This window comes from Dietzia cinnamea NBRC 102147 (assembly GCF_001571065.1).
Classification (GTDB): Bacteria; Actinomycetota; Actinomycetes; order Mycobacteriales; family Mycobacteriaceae; genus Dietzia; species Dietzia cinnamea.
This window is the reverse complement of the sequence record NZ_BCSW01000020.1, coordinates 41,246-57,361: the sequence shown is the minus strand read 5'-3', so window position 1 is coordinate 57,361 and position 16,116 is coordinate 41,246. Positions and strand designations below refer to the sequence as shown.

At 73.6% G+C, this 16,116-nt stretch carries 14 protein-coding genes; all 14 read right to left on the bottom strand.

Going from position 1 to position 16,116, the window contains the following annotated elements; translation table 11 throughout:
- On the bottom strand, positions 1-876 hold an 876-nt coding region (locus DCI01S_RS09205), incomplete at its 3' end, for a DivIVA domain-containing protein (RefSeq protein ID WP_061228945.1).
- 177 nt (positions 877-1,053) lie between these two features.
- Positions 1,054-1,341: a YggT family protein gene (locus DCI01S_RS09200; RefSeq protein WP_061228934.1), complete on the bottom strand. Its 288-nt coding sequence runs from the start codon at positions 1,339-1,341 to the stop codon at positions 1,054-1,056.
- Between the two features lie 70 nt (positions 1,342-1,411).
- Positions 1,412-2,104: a cell division protein SepF gene (locus DCI01S_RS09195; RefSeq protein WP_061228933.1), complete on the bottom strand. Its 693-nt coding sequence runs from the start codon at positions 2,102-2,104 to the stop codon at positions 1,412-1,414.
- Between the two features lie 77 nt (positions 2,105-2,181).
- The gene (locus DCI01S_RS09190) at positions 2,182-2,910 is read right to left on the bottom strand and encodes a YggS family pyridoxal phosphate-dependent enzyme (RefSeq protein WP_061228932.1); all 729 of its coding nucleotides are present in this window, start codon (positions 2,908-2,910) and stop codon (positions 2,182-2,184) included.
- A gap of 47 nt (positions 2,911-2,957) precedes the next feature.
- Positions 2,958-3,680, bottom strand: coding sequence for a peptidoglycan editing factor PgeF (gene pgeF, locus DCI01S_RS09185; protein ID WP_061228931.1), 723 nt, complete (start codon positions 3,678-3,680; stop codon positions 2,958-2,960).
- An 11-nt stretch (positions 3,681-3,691) separates the two neighbouring features.
- Entirely contained in the window at positions 3,692-4,906 is a 1,215-nt protein-coding gene (ftsZ, locus tag DCI01S_RS09180) for a cell division protein FtsZ (RefSeq protein ID WP_061228930.1), read from the bottom strand.
- Between the two features lie 245 nt (positions 4,907-5,151).
- A complete protein-coding gene (locus tag DCI01S_RS09175; protein ID WP_061228929.1) occupies positions 5,152-6,069 on the bottom strand; it encodes a cell division protein FtsQ/DivIB in 918 nt (305 codons plus the stop codon).
- 13 nt (positions 6,070-6,082) lie between these two features.
- Positions 6,083-7,489 (bottom strand): UDP-N-acetylmuramate--L-alanine ligase, encoded by a 1,407-nt coding sequence (gene murC, locus DCI01S_RS09170; protein WP_061228944.1) that lies wholly within the window; start codon positions 7,487-7,489, stop codon positions 6,083-6,085.
- Positions 7,490-7,542: 53 nt separating this feature from the next.
- The gene (gene murG / locus DCI01S_RS09165; protein WP_061228928.1) at positions 7,543-8,685 is read right to left on the bottom strand and encodes an undecaprenyldiphospho-muramoylpentapeptide beta-N-acetylglucosaminyltransferase; all 1,143 of its coding nucleotides are present in this window, start codon (positions 8,683-8,685) and stop codon (positions 7,543-7,545) included.
- A complete protein-coding gene (gene ftsW / locus DCI01S_RS09160) occupies positions 8,682-10,391 on the bottom strand; it encodes a putative lipid II flippase FtsW (RefSeq protein ID WP_061228927.1) in 1,710 nt (569 codons plus the stop codon). Before ftsW ends, murG begins: the two co-directional genes overlap by 4 nt.
- 5 nt (positions 10,392-10,396) lie before the next feature.
- A complete protein-coding gene (gene murD, locus DCI01S_RS09155; RefSeq protein ID WP_082767720.1) occupies positions 10,397-11,953 on the bottom strand; it encodes a UDP-N-acetylmuramoyl-L-alanine--D-glutamate ligase in 1,557 nt (518 codons plus the stop codon).
- Positions 11,954-11,958: 5 nt separating this feature from the next.
- Positions 11,959-13,053, bottom strand: a complete 1,095-nt coding sequence (mraY, locus tag DCI01S_RS09150; protein WP_061228926.1) for a phospho-N-acetylmuramoyl-pentapeptide-transferase — start codon at positions 13,051-13,053, stop codon at positions 11,959-11,961.
- The gene (locus DCI01S_RS09145) at positions 13,050-14,555 is read right to left on the bottom strand and encodes a UDP-N-acetylmuramoyl-tripeptide--D-alanyl-D-alanine ligase (RefSeq protein WP_061228925.1); all 1,506 of its coding nucleotides are present in this window, start codon (positions 14,553-14,555) and stop codon (positions 13,050-13,052) included. The genes mraY and DCI01S_RS09145 overlap by 4 nt, the downstream gene beginning before the upstream one ends.
- Complete coding sequence (locus tag DCI01S_RS09140) at positions 14,552-16,111, bottom strand: UDP-N-acetylmuramoyl-L-alanyl-D-glutamate--2,6-diaminopimelate ligase (RefSeq protein WP_061228924.1); 1,560 nt, start codon at positions 16,109-16,111, stop codon at positions 14,552-14,554. Before DCI01S_RS09140 ends, DCI01S_RS09145 begins: the two co-directional genes overlap by 4 nt.
- Positions 16,112-16,116: the final 5 nt, after the last annotated feature.

The window sequence follows — 16,116 nt, the reverse complement described above, 5'->3', positions numbered from 1 at the left end:
GGCGGGGGCCGCCGGGGCGGCGGAGCCGGTCTTGCCGAGTTCGGCGAGCTGGTTCTCCAGGTAGCTGGTGAGACGGCTGCGGTAGTCCTTCTCGAACGTCCGCAACTGGTCGATCCGGCTCTCCAGCACACCGCGCTGCTGGTTGATGGTCGCCATGATCTCGGTGTGCTTGCGCTCGGCGTCGGCCTGCAGGGCGTCGGCCTTGGCCTGCGCCTCCTTGACCTGCTGCTCGGACCGGGCCTGGGCATCCTTGACGATGCCGTCGGACTTGCTCTTGGCCTCGGCGAGAAGCTTGTCCGCCTCGCGGCGCGCGTCGCCGACCATCTTCTCGGCCTGCGACTTGGCGTCGTTGACCAGCTTCTCGGACTGCGTCCGGGCGTCGCCGACCAGCCGGTCCGACTCGCTGCGGGCCTTGGCCATGAGCCCGTCGGACTCCTTCTTGGCCTCGCCGGTCAGGCGGTCCGCCATCTCCTGGGCCATGGCCAGGACGCGGGCGGCGCGCAGGTGCGTCTCGTTGTTGGCGGCGCCGTCGTCCTCGCCCTTGCCGAGCGACGGGGTCGCGGCGGCGGGAGCGGGAGTGGTGGGCGCCGGGGCCGGCGTCGGCGCGGGCGCCGGGGCCTGCGCGGCGGGAGCGGCGGCACCCGATCCACCGCCGGAGGACTTGCCGGCCTCGTCAGCGGCCTTGCGCGCCTTCTCGAGGTCGCGGGTCAGCTCCTCGACCCGCTGCCGGAGGTCCTCGTTGTCCGAGACGAGTTCCGCGAGCTCCGTCTCGACCAGGTCCAGGAACTGGTCGACTTCGTCCTCGTTGTAGCCACGCTTGCCGATCGGTGGCTTGGAGAACGCGACGTTGTGCACATCGGCTGGTGTCAACGGCATGGGATACCCCTCGTGGTCGTCTCGGGTGCCGGTCCGGCGTTCACGCACCGGACCCACGACTTCATTTCTACCTTAACTGTGGCCAATCTAGTCACAACCGGCCCGCGCGTCACCAGCGGCCGTGGTCCGGGTCGGTGAACCGGGGCCGCTCTGCCGGCCGCAGCGCGGCCCCATCGCTCAGATGAAGGCCAGAATGACGACCCGCAGCACCATGAGGATGATGAACAGGACCAGGACGGACAGGTCCAGGGAGACCTGGCCGAGACGGACCGGCTTGATGACCTTGCGCAACGCCTTGACCGGCGGGTCCGTGATGGTGAACAGCCACTCCAGCACCACCGCGAGGACACCCTTCGGCGTCCAGCTACGGGAGAACGAGGCGATCATCTCCACCACGATCCGGCCCAGGAGCAGGAACCAGAAGACCTCGACCAGGTAATAGAGGATCAGCAGAATCAACGTCACGCTTCAACTCTACTTCCCCGGGCCACCGCGGTGCCCGAGGGCACCCGGTCCCCGCCGACGGGCGGACCGGTCAGCGGCGAAAGGCGCCGTTGACGGCGTCGCGGACCTCGGCCTCGGTGAGGTCCATGCCGGCGGGCTGCAGGAGGAACGTGCGCTCGCGGTCGGCGACCTTCTCCATGTGGCCGTCGAGGCCGAAGACGAGGCCGGCGGCGAAGTCGACCATGCGTCGGGCGTCTCCGGAGGCCATCGTGGACAGGTCCAGGACGACCGCGCGTCCGGCGCGGAAGTGCTCGCCGAGACTCTTGCCGTCGCCGAAGCCGCGGGGGCGCTCCACGACGGTCTCGGGAACGGTGACGAGCCCGTCCTCGACGAAGTCCTCCTCCGGCGCGAGGGCGACGGCACCGCGGGTGGCGGGCACACCGCGGAGGTTGGCGCGCGCGCCGGCCTCGGCCGCGTGGTAGCGGCGGGGGCGCGGAGCCGGCTCCTCGACGGGCGCACGGCGGGCGGCGGCACGCTCGTCGACGGGGTCGAGGTCGGCGACGCGGGAGCGGGGCGCGGGCTCGTCGAGGTACCGGTCGGCGGCGTAGCCGTAGTCGTCCCGGCGGTCGCGGGCGACCGGACCGAGGTCGTCCGTGTCGTGCATTCCGCGACCGACGCGCGCGTCGTGGTGGACGGGGCGGTCGTAGTCGTCCAGGTACTCGTCCTCGTACGCCGCGACGGGCGCCATTCCGAAGTACTCCTTGAACCGGGCGATTGCGCTCATCTTCCGGGACCTTCCTGGTAACGGGGTCGTCGCGGGCGTGTGTTCTTCGCGGGCGGGTGTCCCCGCGAGGCTGGATCTCAAACTACTGGTCGGGGGCCGAGGATCGCCGTTCCGACACGCACGCAGGTGGAACCTGCCGCGATCGCCTCCTCGATGTCCCCGGACATGCCCGCGGAGAACTCGACGGCGTCGGGGTGCCGGCGCCGCAGGTCGGCGGCGACGTCGGCGGCGTCGGCGAAGTGGGCGGCGGGCTCGCCGGAGAGCGGGGGCACCACCATGAGCCCGGCCAGACGGAGGTGCCCGAGTCCGGCGACGTGGTCGGCCAGAGCGGGCAGGTCCTCGCGGGTGACCCCGCCGCGGGAGGTGTCGCCGTCGAGGCTCAGCTGGAGCAGGACGGGCAGGGGCGTGACGCCGTCGCGCTCGTCGGCGGCGCGGGCGCGGCCACGCTCGAGCCCGTTCGCGACCTTCACGGAGTCCACCGAGTGGACCCTGTCGGCCCACCCGGCCACGGCGGCGGCCTTGTTGGACTGGATGTGCCCGACCATGTTCCACCGCACGGACGCCGCCAACTCGGCGTCGGCGGCGGCGAGGTCGCCGACCTTGGCCGCCGCCTCCTGGACCCGGTTCTCGCCGACGTCACGCACCCCGAGGCGGGCGAGGTGGACGACGTCGGTGACGGGATGGAATTTGGTGACGACGACGAGGTCGACCTCGTCGGTCCGGCCCGCCGCCGCCCGGGCCGCGTCCACGCGTTCGCGGGTCTCTGCCAGCCGCGCGGCGAGTTCTGTGGCCCTGGTGTCGGTCATGTCCGCCCTTTCGTCTCCCGGTCCGGCGGGTCGGCCGGCCCGGCCTGCTACACCTGCCGCCAGATCACGCTGGCCTGGCGCCCGGTCCGCCCCTGTCGACGATAGGAGAACAGAGACTCCTCGGCGATCGTGCAGCGGGGGTCGGAGTCGACGCGCGTCACGCCGAGCCCGGCGAGCTGGCGGGTGATGCCCTTGCGCAGGTCCACGCCCGCGGTTCCGGCGACGGTCCGGGTGCGACTGCCGGGCAGGGCCGCCTCGACCTCGTCGGCGAGGTCGTCGGGCAGCTCGTAGTGCTCCCCTGCCGCCGCCGGTCCGAGGAGCACGGTGATCCGTTCCGGACGCGCCCCGAGCGAGGTCATCGCGCCGATGAGGTGGGGGACGATCCCGCCGACCGCGCCGACGCGTCCCGCGTGCACGGCCCCGATCACGCCGGCCTGCTCGTCCGCGGCGAGCACCGGGACGCAGTCGGCGGTGAGCACCGCCAGCGCGAGGCCGGGCCGGTCGGTCACGAGTCCGTCCGTGGCGGGGACGGGCCCGCCGGTCGGCCTGGTGACGCGGGCGATCCGGGTGCCGTGGACCTGGTCCATCCACACGATGTCGGTCGCGGGCAGGCCGAGTCGGCGGGCCAGCCGCGCGCGGTTGGCTGCCACGGCGGCGGGGGCGTCACCGACGTGGTCGCCGAGGTTGAACGAGTCGAAGTCTCCGGTCGACGCGCCGCCGCGGCGGTCGGTGACCACCCGGCGGACGCGCCCCGTGCCGTCGGGCGTCACGGGGTGCCCGGTCAGTGCCGCATGAAGGGCGGGACGTCGATGTCGTCGTCCTCGTCGCGGCGACGGGACGAGGACGAGGACGAGGACGTGCCCGCCGAGCTCGCGGACGACCCGCCGGAGCCCGGGTAGGCCGACTCCTCGCGACCGCGGCCGCCGAGGGGCGTCGATCCGAGCTCCGAGGCCCCGCCGGTGTCGCCGGAGGCGCCGGGGACCGACTCGTCGTCGTCGAGGTGGTGGCGGCCGCGGCGCGGCTGGGCCGCGCCGGCGGCGACCGGCCGGGACCCGCCCTCGAACCCGGCGGCGATGACCGTCACGCGGACCTCGTCGCCGAGGGAGTCGTCGACGACCGTGCCGAAGATGATGTTGGCGTCGGGGTGCGCCTCCTCCTGCACGAGGGAGGCGGCCTCGTTGATCTCGAACAGGCCCAGGTCGCTGCCACCGGCGATGGACATGAGCACGCCCTTGGCGCCCTCCATCGTGGTCTCGAGCAGCGGCGAGTTGATGGCGGCCTCGGCAGCCTTGAACGCGCGCCCCTCTCCCCGGGAGGAGCCGATGCCCATGAGCGCGCTGCCGGCGCCGGACATGACGCCCTTGACGTCGGCGAAGTCGACGTTGATGACGCCGGGCGTGGTGATGAGGTCGGTGATGCCCTGGACACCGTTGAGCAGCACCTCGTCGGCGGTCTTGAACGCCTCCATCATCGACACCCCCGCGTCGCCCAGCTGCAGGAGGCGGTCGTTGGGGATCACGATGAGCGTGTCGCAGGCCTCGCGCAGGGCGTCGATGCCGGCGTCGGCCTGGCCGCCGCGGCGCTTGCCCTCGAACGAGAACGGGCGCGTGACCACGCCCACGGTGAGGGCGCCGAGCTTGCGGGCGATGGCCGCCACGACGGGCGCGCCGCCGGTGCCGGTGCCGCCGCCCTCGCCGGCGGTGACGAAGACCATGTCGGCGCCCTTGAGCACCTCCTCGATCTCGTCCTTGTGGTCCTCGGCGGCCTTACGGCCCACCTCGGGGTCGGCGCCCGCGCCGAGTCCTCGGGTGAGCTCGCGGCCCACGTCGAGCTTGACGTCGGCGTCCGACATGAGGAGGGCCTGCGCGTCGGTGTTCACGGCGATGAACTCGACGCCCTTGAGCCCCTCGTCGATCATCCGGTTGACCGCGTTCACGCCGCCGCCGCCGATGCCGACGACCTTGATGACTGCGAGGTAGTTGTGGGGTGAGCTCATCGAGGCCCGGCCTTCCTATGGGGGTGTCGTGCTCGGTTGCGTGCTGTCTCGACGAAACGTTCCGTGGACCCTGAAGTCTCACCCTCTAGTTGAGGGTTAAACTTGCTGGTCAGAGGCGGTTTCGGCCGTCGGAACACCACGGTAGGGCTAGCGGCCCCGCGCGTCCACGAGGCTCGCGGGCGTGTCGGGTGTACCGGGCCGTCGACGGTGCTCCGCCGGGGTGCGGACGTGGCGCCGGCGGGGCCCTAGCGGGACGTCGGCAGGGCCGGGTTGGACACGTTCCAGATCTGTCCCGGCTGCTCGAGAACCATCTGCAAAGCCACGGCCTTCTCCCGGTCGCGGCCGGCCGCTCCCCACTCGACGATCCGCCCGTCGGCGAGGGTGAGCACGATCGACGCGCGGGTGTCGACCTCCACGGCGGTGATCTCCTGACCGGCCGTGCCCCGCACCTCGGCGAAGACCGTCGCCAGGTCGCGGACGACCGCCGGCAGCTCGCCGCGGGCGTTTTCTCCCACCGTGAGCACAGGAGTCCCGGGCGGCACCTCGCCCGGGCCGAAGTCGATGCCCTGGGCGTCCACGAGATGCTGCTCGCCGTCGACCTCCACCACCACCAGCGCGGTGCGCTCGACGAGCTCGATCCGCAGTCCCGACGGGTAGTCCCGCTTGACCGTCACCTGATCCACGCGCGGGATGCCCGCCACGCGCCGGGCGACCGCGTGGGTGTCGACCTGGAGCAGCGGCGTGCCCGGTGCGACCGCCGCGCGCTCGGTGACGACCTCCGCGGGGATCGTCCGTGTGCCCTCGACGCTCACCTCACGGACGGCGAACACCGGCAGGAAGTACAGCGCGATGTAGCCGAGCAGCACCACGACCAATGCGATGCCCAGCCCGGCGTAGATCCGGTTGGTCCGCCGGCGGCGGCGCCGCAGGCGTGCGCGCACCGCCGGGTCGGAATGACGGACCCGCTCGTCGGAGCGGCGCAGGTCGGCCGCGGCGCGCCGGCGATCGGGGTCGTCGGTCGGCGGGGTGTCCCACGCCGGCACCTCGGTGGACGCCTCGGTGGGCGGTGGCCCGGGGTCGGGCCCCGGTCGCTCCGCGGCGGGATCGACGTCCGGCGCACCGGGGACGTCGTGCTCCTCGGGGAGGTCGGGCTCGTTGGTCACCGCGCGGCCCTCCTCACGGCTCCCCGCCGGTAACGATCCGCGGGCCGAGAGTGGTGATGTCGCCGGCGCCGAGGGTGAACACGACGTCGCCGGGCCGCAGGATCCCGGTGACCGTCGTCAGCGCGCTGTCGAGGTCGGGCACGTGGTGGACGGCCGCGGTGACGTTCCGGGCGATCAGCCCGCCGTCGACGCCGGGTTCGGGTCGCTCGCGCGCGCCGTAGACGTCGAGGACCACCACCTCGTCGGCGAGCGACAGTGCGCGGCCGAACTCCTCGGCGAAGATCCTGGTGCGCGAGTACAGGTGGGGCTGGAAGACGGCGACGAGCCGCCCCCCGTCCGCCTCGACGATCTCCCGCGCGGCGCCGAGCACCGCGGCGACCTCCGTGGGGTGGTGGGCGTAGTCGTCGTAGACGCGCGCCCGCCCGTCGCCGACCACGGCCTCGCCCTTGGGCTCGAAGCGTCGTCCGACGCCGCCGAACCCGGACAGGCCGGCGAGGAACCCGTCCGCGTCGAAGCCGCCGGACCCGGCCACCTCGCGGGCGGCGAGCAGGGCGGCCAGGGCGTTGAGCGCCATGTGCTCGCCCGGGGTGCCCACGTGCAGTTCGCCGTGCGACCCGCCGTCGAGGGTGAGCCGGGCCCGCGTGCCGTCGGAGTCGACGGTGATCCCCGCGAGCTCCCCCGCCACCGGCAGGTCGGTCGTCGGACCGTCAACGGTGCGGTACCCCACCACGCGGACGCCCGCGGCCGCGGCCCGACGCGCGCGCTCGGCCGCGCCCTCGTCATCGACGCACACCACGAGCGCGCCGGTGTCGGGGATACGGGCGAGGAAGGTGTCGAAGACCTCGTAGTACGCCTCGGCGGTGCCGAAGTGGTCGAGGTGGTCGGGTTCGGCGTTGGTGAGGATCACGACGTCGGGCTCGTAGTGCACGAGGGAGCCGTCGGACTCGTCGGCCTCGGCCACGAACACGGGGTCGGCGCCGCCGCGAGCGTTGGTCCCGAACTGCAGGACGGTGCCGCCCACCGCGAAGGACGGGTCGGACCCGGCGGCGAGCATGCCCGCGATGAGCATCGAGGTGGTGGAGGTCTTCCCGTGGGTGCCGCACACCATGATCGAGCGGCCCGCCCGGGCGAGGTGCCCGAGCACCTGCGACCTGGTGACGACCGGGATGCCCGCGGCCCGCGCCGCGACGAGCTCGGGGTTGTCGGCGGGGATCGCCGCCTTGGACACCACGACGATCTGCGGGGGCGAGCCGAGGGCCTCGAGGGCGTCGGCGTGGTGGCCGACGCGCACGACGGCGCCGCGGTCGGCCAGCGCGCGCAGGTCGGCCGAGTCGCGGGCGTCGCTGCCGGAGACCGCCACGCCGTGGTCGAGCAGGATCCGCGCGACGCCGGACATGCCCGCGCCGCCGATCCCGATCATGTGGACGCGCTCGAGCGTGGCCGGCACGGAGTCGGAGCCGGGGGTGGTGGTGGTCAACGCGGGGCCTTTCCGGCGGCGTCCAGCGCGATGCGCGCCACGACCTCCGCCGCGTCTCGGGAGCCGCCGCGGACGGCGGCCTCGGACATCATCTGGAGCCGGTCGGGGTCCAGCGCGAGCGGCAGGACCTCCGAGCGGAGGTGGTCGGGCGTGAGGTCGGAGTCCTCCACGAGCAGGGCCGCGCCGCCGGCGACGAGGTCGCGGGCGTTGAGGGCCTGCTCGCCGTTGCCGTGGGGTAGCGGGACGAACACCGCGGGCAGCCCGACTGCGGAGACCTCGGCGACGGTGATGGCACCCGACCGACACAGGATGAGGTCGGCGGCGGCGTACGCCAGGTCCATGCGGTCGAGGTAGGGCACGGTCACGTAGGGCGCGCCGCCGGCCGGTACGACCGGGGCGTCGTCGAGGTTCTTCGGACCGACCGCGTGCAGGACGCCCACGCCGGCCCGGGAGAACTCCTCGGCGACCTCCGCCATGGCGGTGTTGAGCGACCGCGCGCCCTGGGAGCCGCCCACGACGAGCAGGACGGGCCCGTCGGGGTCCAGCCCGAATGTCGCGCGGGCCTGCGACCGCAGGGCCGCGCGGTCGAGGGTCGCGACGGCGCGGCGGACGGGGTTGCCCACGACGCGGGCGTCGAGCCCCGACCCGGTGACCGCGGCGAGGGTCGCGACGGCGAACCGCGCGCCGAGCTTGTTGGCGATCCCCGCGCGCGAGTTGGCCTCGTGGACGACGATCGGCACGCGGCGACGCGCGCCCCCGGACGCGGGCCGCAGCGGCGCCGCCGCGGCGAGGTACACGGGCACACACGCGTATCCGCCGAAGCCCACGACGACGTCCGCGTCCGTGCGTCGCAGCACCTCGCGTGCCCCGCGCACGGCCCGGACGAGACGCCCGGGCAGGCGGAACAGGTCGCCGCCGACACTGCGCGGCAGCGGGACCGGATCCACCAGTTCGAGTGGCACGCCCCGCTTGGGGACGAGGTCGGTCTCCAGGCCGCGCGGGGTGCCCACGGCCGTGACGCGTGCGGTCGGGTCGAGGGCGGTGACGGCCTCCCCCACCGCGAGCGCGGGCTCGATGTGGCCGGCGGTGCCGCCGCCGACCACGAGGACCGAGGGACCGCCGGCGGATGCCGCGCTCATCGCTCGCGTCCCCGGTGGATGGGGCTGGGCCGGCCGGCGCCGGGGCTCTGGCGGCCCCCCGCGTCGGGGGCCGGGCGGCGCGGCTGGCGGCGCTCGGCCTCGCGTCCGCGGACGGGCCGGGCGGTGCGGCCGGTCATCGCGGTCGCCCCACGCCGACGATCGCGGGCGGCGTCGGCCGGGATCGGCATGGTCTCGTACGCCGGTGGCCGTGGTCCGCCGCGCGGCGGACGCGGCACGGGGGCGGGCTGGGCCGTGCGCCGGGCGCCGGCGGCCCGGTCACGCGGCGCGGGACCGCCGGGGCGGGTCGGCTGGCGGCGGGTGACGGGGTCGCCGTACCGCCGGGCGCCCTCGCTCGAGCGACCGGGCGCCGACGAGGCGGGGACGGGGCGCTCGGGCCGGTAGGGGCGCGGGTCGGGCAGGGAGAACCACCGATGCCGGCGACGGCTCGGGGAGCTGAGGATCGCGGAGATGGCCTCGGGCTCGTGCCGGGCGCAGTTGGCGAGCAGCCCGAGCGAGGTGAGCGTGACGACCGCGGAGGTACCGCCGTTGGAGATGAGCGGCAGCTGCAGGCCGGTCACCGGCAGCAGGCCCACGACGTAACCGATGTTGATGAACGCCTGCAGGACGATCGTCGCGGAGATGGTGCCCGCGAGCAGGCGGCGGAACGGGTCCACCGAGCGCATGGCGATCCGCATGCCGACCCAGCCGAGGGTGAGGTAGAGCGAGACGACGACCGCGGCACCGAACCAACCGAGCTCCTCGCCGATGATGGCGAAGATGAAGTCGTTGGTGGCCTCCGGCAGGTAGAACCACTTGGCGCTGGACTGCCCCAGGCCGACGCCGAACAGTCCGCCGTCGGCCAGGGAGAGCATGCCCTGGTACGACTGGTACGCCGCGCCCTGGGGGTTGGAGAAGTCACCGCGGAACGTGTCGAGGTAGGTCCGGATCCGCTCGAAGCGGTAGGCGAACGCCACCGCGAGGACGCCGAAGACGACGACGCCGACGGCGATCACCCACGCGAAGTGCCGCGCCGGGTAGCCGGAGAACCACAGGATGCACAGGAACGCGATGGTCACCGCGGTGGCCATGCCCAGGTCGGGGGCGACGACGACGAGGACCGCCACGATGAGGTACCCGACGACCGCCGGGAAGAGCAGGTCCAGCCAGTAGCCCGTCCGAACGCGCTTGGCGACCACGGACGACGCCCAGATGATGAGGGCGAACTTGGCGATCTCGGCGGGCTGGATCGAGAAGATGCCGAGGTCGATCCAGCCACGGGAGCCGTTGACCTCGGAGCCGATGCCGGGGATGAGCACCGCGACGAGCAAACCGATGGACACGAGCAGCAGCGGGAACGCCGCGGCGCGCAGCAGCTCGATGCGCAGGCGCAGGGCCAGGACGAAGCCCATCCAGCCGATGAGCACGAACATCGCCTGGCGCAGGAAGATGTCGAACGGCGTGCCACCGCCGGAGAAGGCCAGCACGTTGGAGCTGGACAGCACCATGCCCAGTCCGATGACCGTGAGCAGGGCCGTAACCACCATGACCACGTGGTACGACGTCAGGGGTGCCCGGTTGATCGCGGCCAGTGGCGCGGCGATACGCCCGAGCAGGTCGGGCCGATCGGCCCGGTCGCCGCTCTCGGCCGCGTCGGGTCCGCCGGCCGTGACGGCCCGGTCGTGAGGTGCCTTGTCTCGCAGTGCCATAGCCTCTACCTCCCGGCCACGCGGCCCACGGCGAGGACGAAGCTGCGCCCCCGGTGGCCGTAGTCGGTGAACATGTCCATCGACGCGGCAGCCGGGGCGAGCAACACGGTGTCGCCTCCGGTGGCCATCCGCGCGGCCTCGGCGACCGCGCGGTCCATCGTCTGCTGCGGCTCGTCGGGACCCGCAGCGTCGTCATCGTCTCCCGAGGCCAGCTCCACGACGGGCACCGTCGGCGCGTGTCGTGCCAATGCCCCGGCGATCCGCCCGCGGTCGCGGCCGATGAGGACCACCCCGCGCAGGACATCGGCGACCTCGGCGACCAGTGGCTCGACGTCGGCGCCCTTGAGCAGTCCGCCGGCGATCCACACCATCGGCCCGCCCGCGAGCAGCGAGGTGCGGGCGGCGTGCGGATTGGTGGCCTTCGAGTCGTCGATGTAGGTGACCCCGTCGACGACTCCGACCGGTTCGGCGCGATGGGCGCCCACCGTGAACGAACGCAGGGCCGCGGCGACGTGCTCGGCCCGCGCGCCCACGGACATGGCCACGGCCGAGGCGGCGAGTGCGTCGAGGACGCCCGCGGGCCCGGCCGGGCGCACGTCCGCGGCCGGCATCAGCGCCACCTCGTCGTCGTCGTCACCACCGCCGATCCGCGCGGTGAGCACGCCGTCGACCACGCCACACTCCCCCGCGGCGGGCGCGCCGAGGCGCACCCCGATACGCGTCGCGGCGGGCGCGTCGGCGAGCAGTCGGGCGGCGATCTCGTCGTCGGCACCGGCCACGGCCACCCGGCCGGTGAGGACCTGCGCCTTGGCCGCGGCGTACGCCTCCATGGACCCGTGCCAGTCGAGATGGTCCTCGGCGACGTTGAGGACCACGCCCACGTCCGGCCGGCAGCTCGGCGCCCAGTGCAGCTGGAAACTCGACAGTTCGGCCGCGAGCACCTCCACGCGCGGCTCGGCCAGCAGCACGTCGGTCACCGGCAGCCCGATGTTCCCGCACGCGCGCGCCGCCATGCCCGCCTCGAGGCAGATCGCCTCGAGCATCGAGGTGGTGGTGGTCTTTCCGTTGGTACCGGTCACCGCGAGCCACGTGCGGCGGGGGCCGAACAACTCGGCGGCATCTGCGCGCCACGCCAGCTCCACGTCGCCCCACACGGCGATCCCGGCGTCGGCCGCGGCGACCAGCAGAGGCGAGTCGGGGCGCCATCCCGGGCTGGTCACGACCAGGTCGATACCGATCCGGTCGACCGCCCCGGCTGGACCGGCCCCGCCGGCTCCACCGGCCCGGCCGACCGGTCCGCGCGAGGCGGCCAGGAGTTCGGCAGCGCGGTCGAGATCGACGCCCTCGCACGCGACACCGTCCGGCAGCGCCTCCCGCAGGCGTGCGATCGCCTCGGGTCGCGAGTCGGCGACCACGGGCTCGGCGCCCAGCGCGTCGAGGATGCGTACCGCGCCCGGCCCGGACACACCCGCGCCCAGGACCAACACCCGCAGCCCGTGCAGCGCCCGGACGTCCGGCCCCGGCCGCTCGGTCGACGCGGTGGTCTCGGTCATATCGGTCATGTCGGTCATCCCGCCGAGCTCGCGAGCCAGTCGCCGTAGAACAACGCGATCGCCAGGCCACACGAGATGGCCACCAGCAGCCAGAACCGGATGGTCACCGTGGTCTCGGCCCAGCCGCCGTTCTCGAAGTGGTGGTGGATGGGGGTCATGCGGAACGGCCGACGGCCCGTGGTGCGGAACGCGGCCACCTGGATGAGCACGGAGACGAACTCGATGACGAACACGGCGCCCACGACGACCATGAGCAGCTCGGTGCGAGAGACCACGGACACGCCCGCGACGATGCCGCCGAGGAACATCGACCCGGTGTCCCCCATGAAGATCTTCGCGGGGGCCGCGTTCCACCACAGGAAGCCCAGGCAGGCGCCGAGCGCCGCCGAACAGACCACCGCGATGTCGAGGGGGTCACGGACCTGGTAGCAGCCCGACAGGTCGACTCCCTCCGCGGTGGAGAAGCAGGAGTAGCGGAACTGCCAGAAGGTGAACACCACGTAGGTGCCCATCACCATCGCCATGGACCCGGCGGCGAGGCCGTCAAGGCCGTCGGTGAAGTTGACGGCGTTGGACCAGCCGTAGACGAGGACGACGATGAAGACGAGGAAGACGACGACGGGGAAGCTCACCGCGACGAAGTCCCGCACGTAGCTCAATGACGTGCTGGCGGGGGTGAGCCCGTCGTTGTTGCGGAACTGCAGCACGAGGACGCCGAACGCGAGGGCCGCGAGGACCTGGCCGGCGGTCTTGGACAGGATGCCCAGGCCCTTGTTGTGGCGCTTGAATACCTTGAGCCCGTCGTCGACCATCCCCACCACCGCCAGCGCGGTGGCCAGGCCGAGCACGAGCACGCCCGAGGCGGTGAAGCCGCCCCCACCGACCGTGACCTGCCCGATCACCCCGGCGACGATGTACCCGAGCCACACGGCGGTGAGGATCGCGACGCCACCCATGTTGGGCGTGCCGCGCTTGCTCATGTGGGACTGCGGTCCCTCGAGACGGATCTCCTGGCCGTAGCCCTTGCGCCGGAAATAGATGATGAGCAGGGGTGTGAGGAAGATGCTCACGACGAAGGCGACGATGCCTGCGATCATGATCTGGGTCATGACTGGTTCTCCTCACCACGCGACGCGAGCAGGTGCTCGGCGACGCTCCACAAACCGACGGCAGCAGAGGCCTTGACCAGGACGATGTCGCCGGGCTCCACGCGCTCGTCCAGGATCGCCACGGCCTCCTCGGCGGTGGCGACGTGCTCCGCCTCGGAACCCCACGAGCCCTCCTGGATCGCGCCCTGGAACAGCGCCCGCTGGGGACGGCCCAGGCCCACGACCACGAGCTGGGACACGTCCAGGCGGACGAGGAAACGCCCGATGAGGTCGTGCTCGATGACCGCGTCCTCGCCGAGCTCGGCCATTTCCCCCAGCACCGCCCAGGTCCGCCGGTGGCCGCCGCCGGAGCGGGCCATGACGGCCAGGGACTTCAGCGCGGCCCGCATCGAATCGGGGTTGGCGTTGTACGAGTCGTTGATGACGGTGACGCCGTCGACGGTCATCCGCACGTCCATCCGGCGTACGGAGGCGGCCTCGGCGGTACCCAGCGCCGCCGCGATCCGCTCGACGTCCATCCCGCACGCGAGGCCCACCGCGGCCGCCGACAGGGCGTTGCCCACCTGGTGTTCGCCGTGCACCCGGAGCGCGACCTCCGCCTCACCCCGCGGGGTGACCAACGTGAACGAGGCGCGCACCTCGTCGTCGAGCCTCACCCGCTCCGCACGGACGTCCGCGGACCCACCCAGCCCCACCGTGACGACCTCGGCGGAGGTCCGGCCGGCCATGGCGGCGACCCGGTCGTCGTCGGCGTTGAGGACGGCGACCCCGCCGTGCGCGGCGTCCGGCAGCGCCTCGACGAGCTCACCCTTGGTGGCGGCGATGACCTCTCGCGAACCGAACTCGCCCAGGTGCGCGGTGCCGACGTTGAGGACCACCCCGACGCGCGGGGGCGCGAGGGCCGCGAGCTCGCGGATGTTGCCGGGTGCGCGGGCGCTGAGCTCGAGGACGAGGAAGTCGGTGTCCTCGTCCGCGCGCAGCGCGGTCCACGGGTGGCCGATCTCGTTGTTGAACGAGCCCGGGGGTGCGACGACCGTGCCGGCCGCCGACAGTACGGCGCCGATGAGGTCCTTGGTGCTGGTCTTGCCCGACGACCCGGTGACCCCCACGACGACGAGCCCGTGGTCGGCGACCAGCCGGTCGACGCTGGCGCGCGCGAGGGCGCCGAGCGCGGTGAGCACGGCGGCCCCGAAGCCGTCGGTGTCGGCGGCCAGCGCCATGGCGTTGGTCTCGCGACGGTCGACCGCGGGCACGACGATCTGCGCACCGTCCACGCCGTCGACCTCGTGCGCGACGAGCGCACCGGCCGCCCCCGCGTCGAGCGCGCGGGCGACGAAGTCGTGGCCGTCGACGCGTTCGCCGGGCAGGGCGAGGAACAACCCGCCCGGGGTGAGGCGGCGGGAGTCGAACTCCACGGTGCCGGTCACGGCCGTCGACGGGTCACCACCGACCAACCGACCGCCGACTATCCCCGCGATCTCGCCGAGGGTGAGGTCGATCATGGTGTGCTGTCCTCCGTCTCGCCCGTGGGGGCGCGGTATCCGAGTCGTCTGACGAGTTCTTCCGCGGCCCTGGCCCGGTCGTCGAACGGGTGCACGACGCCGGCGACCTCCTGACCGGTCTCGTGTCCCTTCCCGGCGATCACGACGACGTCGCCGGCGCGGGCCCAGTCGATCGCGGTGGCGATCGCGGCGCCGCGGTCGCCGACCTCCTCGACGCGGGTGTCGGGCCCGGCGGCCTGTTCGGCCCCCGCGCGGACGGCGGCGCGGATGGCGGCGGGGTCCTCGCTGCGGGGGTTGTCGTCGGTCACCACCACGAGGTCGGCGATCTCGGCCGCGGCGGCCCCCATCTTGGGGCGCTTACCCGGGTCGCGGTCGCCCCCGGCGCCGAGGACCACGGCCACACGGCCCTCGGTCTGCGCGCGGACGGAGCGCAGGACCGCGGCGACCGCGCCCGGCTTGTGGGCGTAGTCCACGAGGACGCGGAAGTCCTGGCCGCGCACGACCGGCTCGAGGCGGCCGGGCACCCGCACCCGCATGAGTCCGGCCGCGGCTGCGGCGACGTCCCCGCCCAGGGCGTCGACGATCGCCAGCGCCACGAGCGCGTTGGCGACGTTGAACCGACCCATCAGCGGGAGCTCGACGTCCACGGCCAGCCCGCGGGGCCCGTGGACGGTGAACTCCTGGGTGTCGCGGTCGGTCGGGGTGGACTCCCCGGCCGTCCAGTCGGCGTCGGCGTCGGGCTCGGCGGACACGGTTACCGCGTCCGGGCGCATCCCCACCAGGCGGCGGCCCCACTCGTCGTCGATCACCACGACCGCGCGCTCGGCCGGCCACACCGCCGAGCCGGGATCCGCCTCGACGTCGAACAGCCGCGCCTTGGCGCGGAAGTAGTCGTCCATGCTCGGGTGGAAGTCCAGGTGGTCCTGCGACAGGTTGAGGAACGCGCCCACGGCGAACCGGACGCCGTCCACCCGGCCGAGCCGCAGGGCGTGGCTGGAGACCTCCGCCGCGACGGCGCGTGCCCCCGCGGCCCTCATCCGGGCGAGCAGGGCCTGGAACTCGGGTGCCTCGGGGGTGGTGAGCCGGCTGGGCAGGGCGCGGCCGTCCACGCGGCTGCCGGTGGTGCCGATGAGACCGGCGACGTGCCCGCAGCCCTCGAGGGCGGCCTCGACGAGGTAGGTGGTGGTGGTCTTGCCGGAGGTGCCGGTGATGCCGACGACGTCGAGGTCGGCGGACGGGTCTCCGGTCACCGCCGCGGACACCGCGCCGAGAACCGCGCGCGGGGCGGGGTGGACGAGGACGGGCAGGCGCCCGGCGACGGCGGCCATCAGCTCGATGCCCTCGGGGTCGGTGAGCACCGCGGATGCGCCCGCCTCGACGGCGGTGGCCCCGAACGAGGCGCCGTGGACGCGGGTTCCGGGCAGGGCGGCGAAGAGGATGCCCGGGCCGCAGTCCTGGGCCCGGATGGTCGCCCCGGTGAGGTCGAGGTCGGCCCCGGACCTGTCGCCGAGGAGCCTGGCCCCCACCGCATCTGCCAGCTGTCGCGCCGTGGTCATCGCCT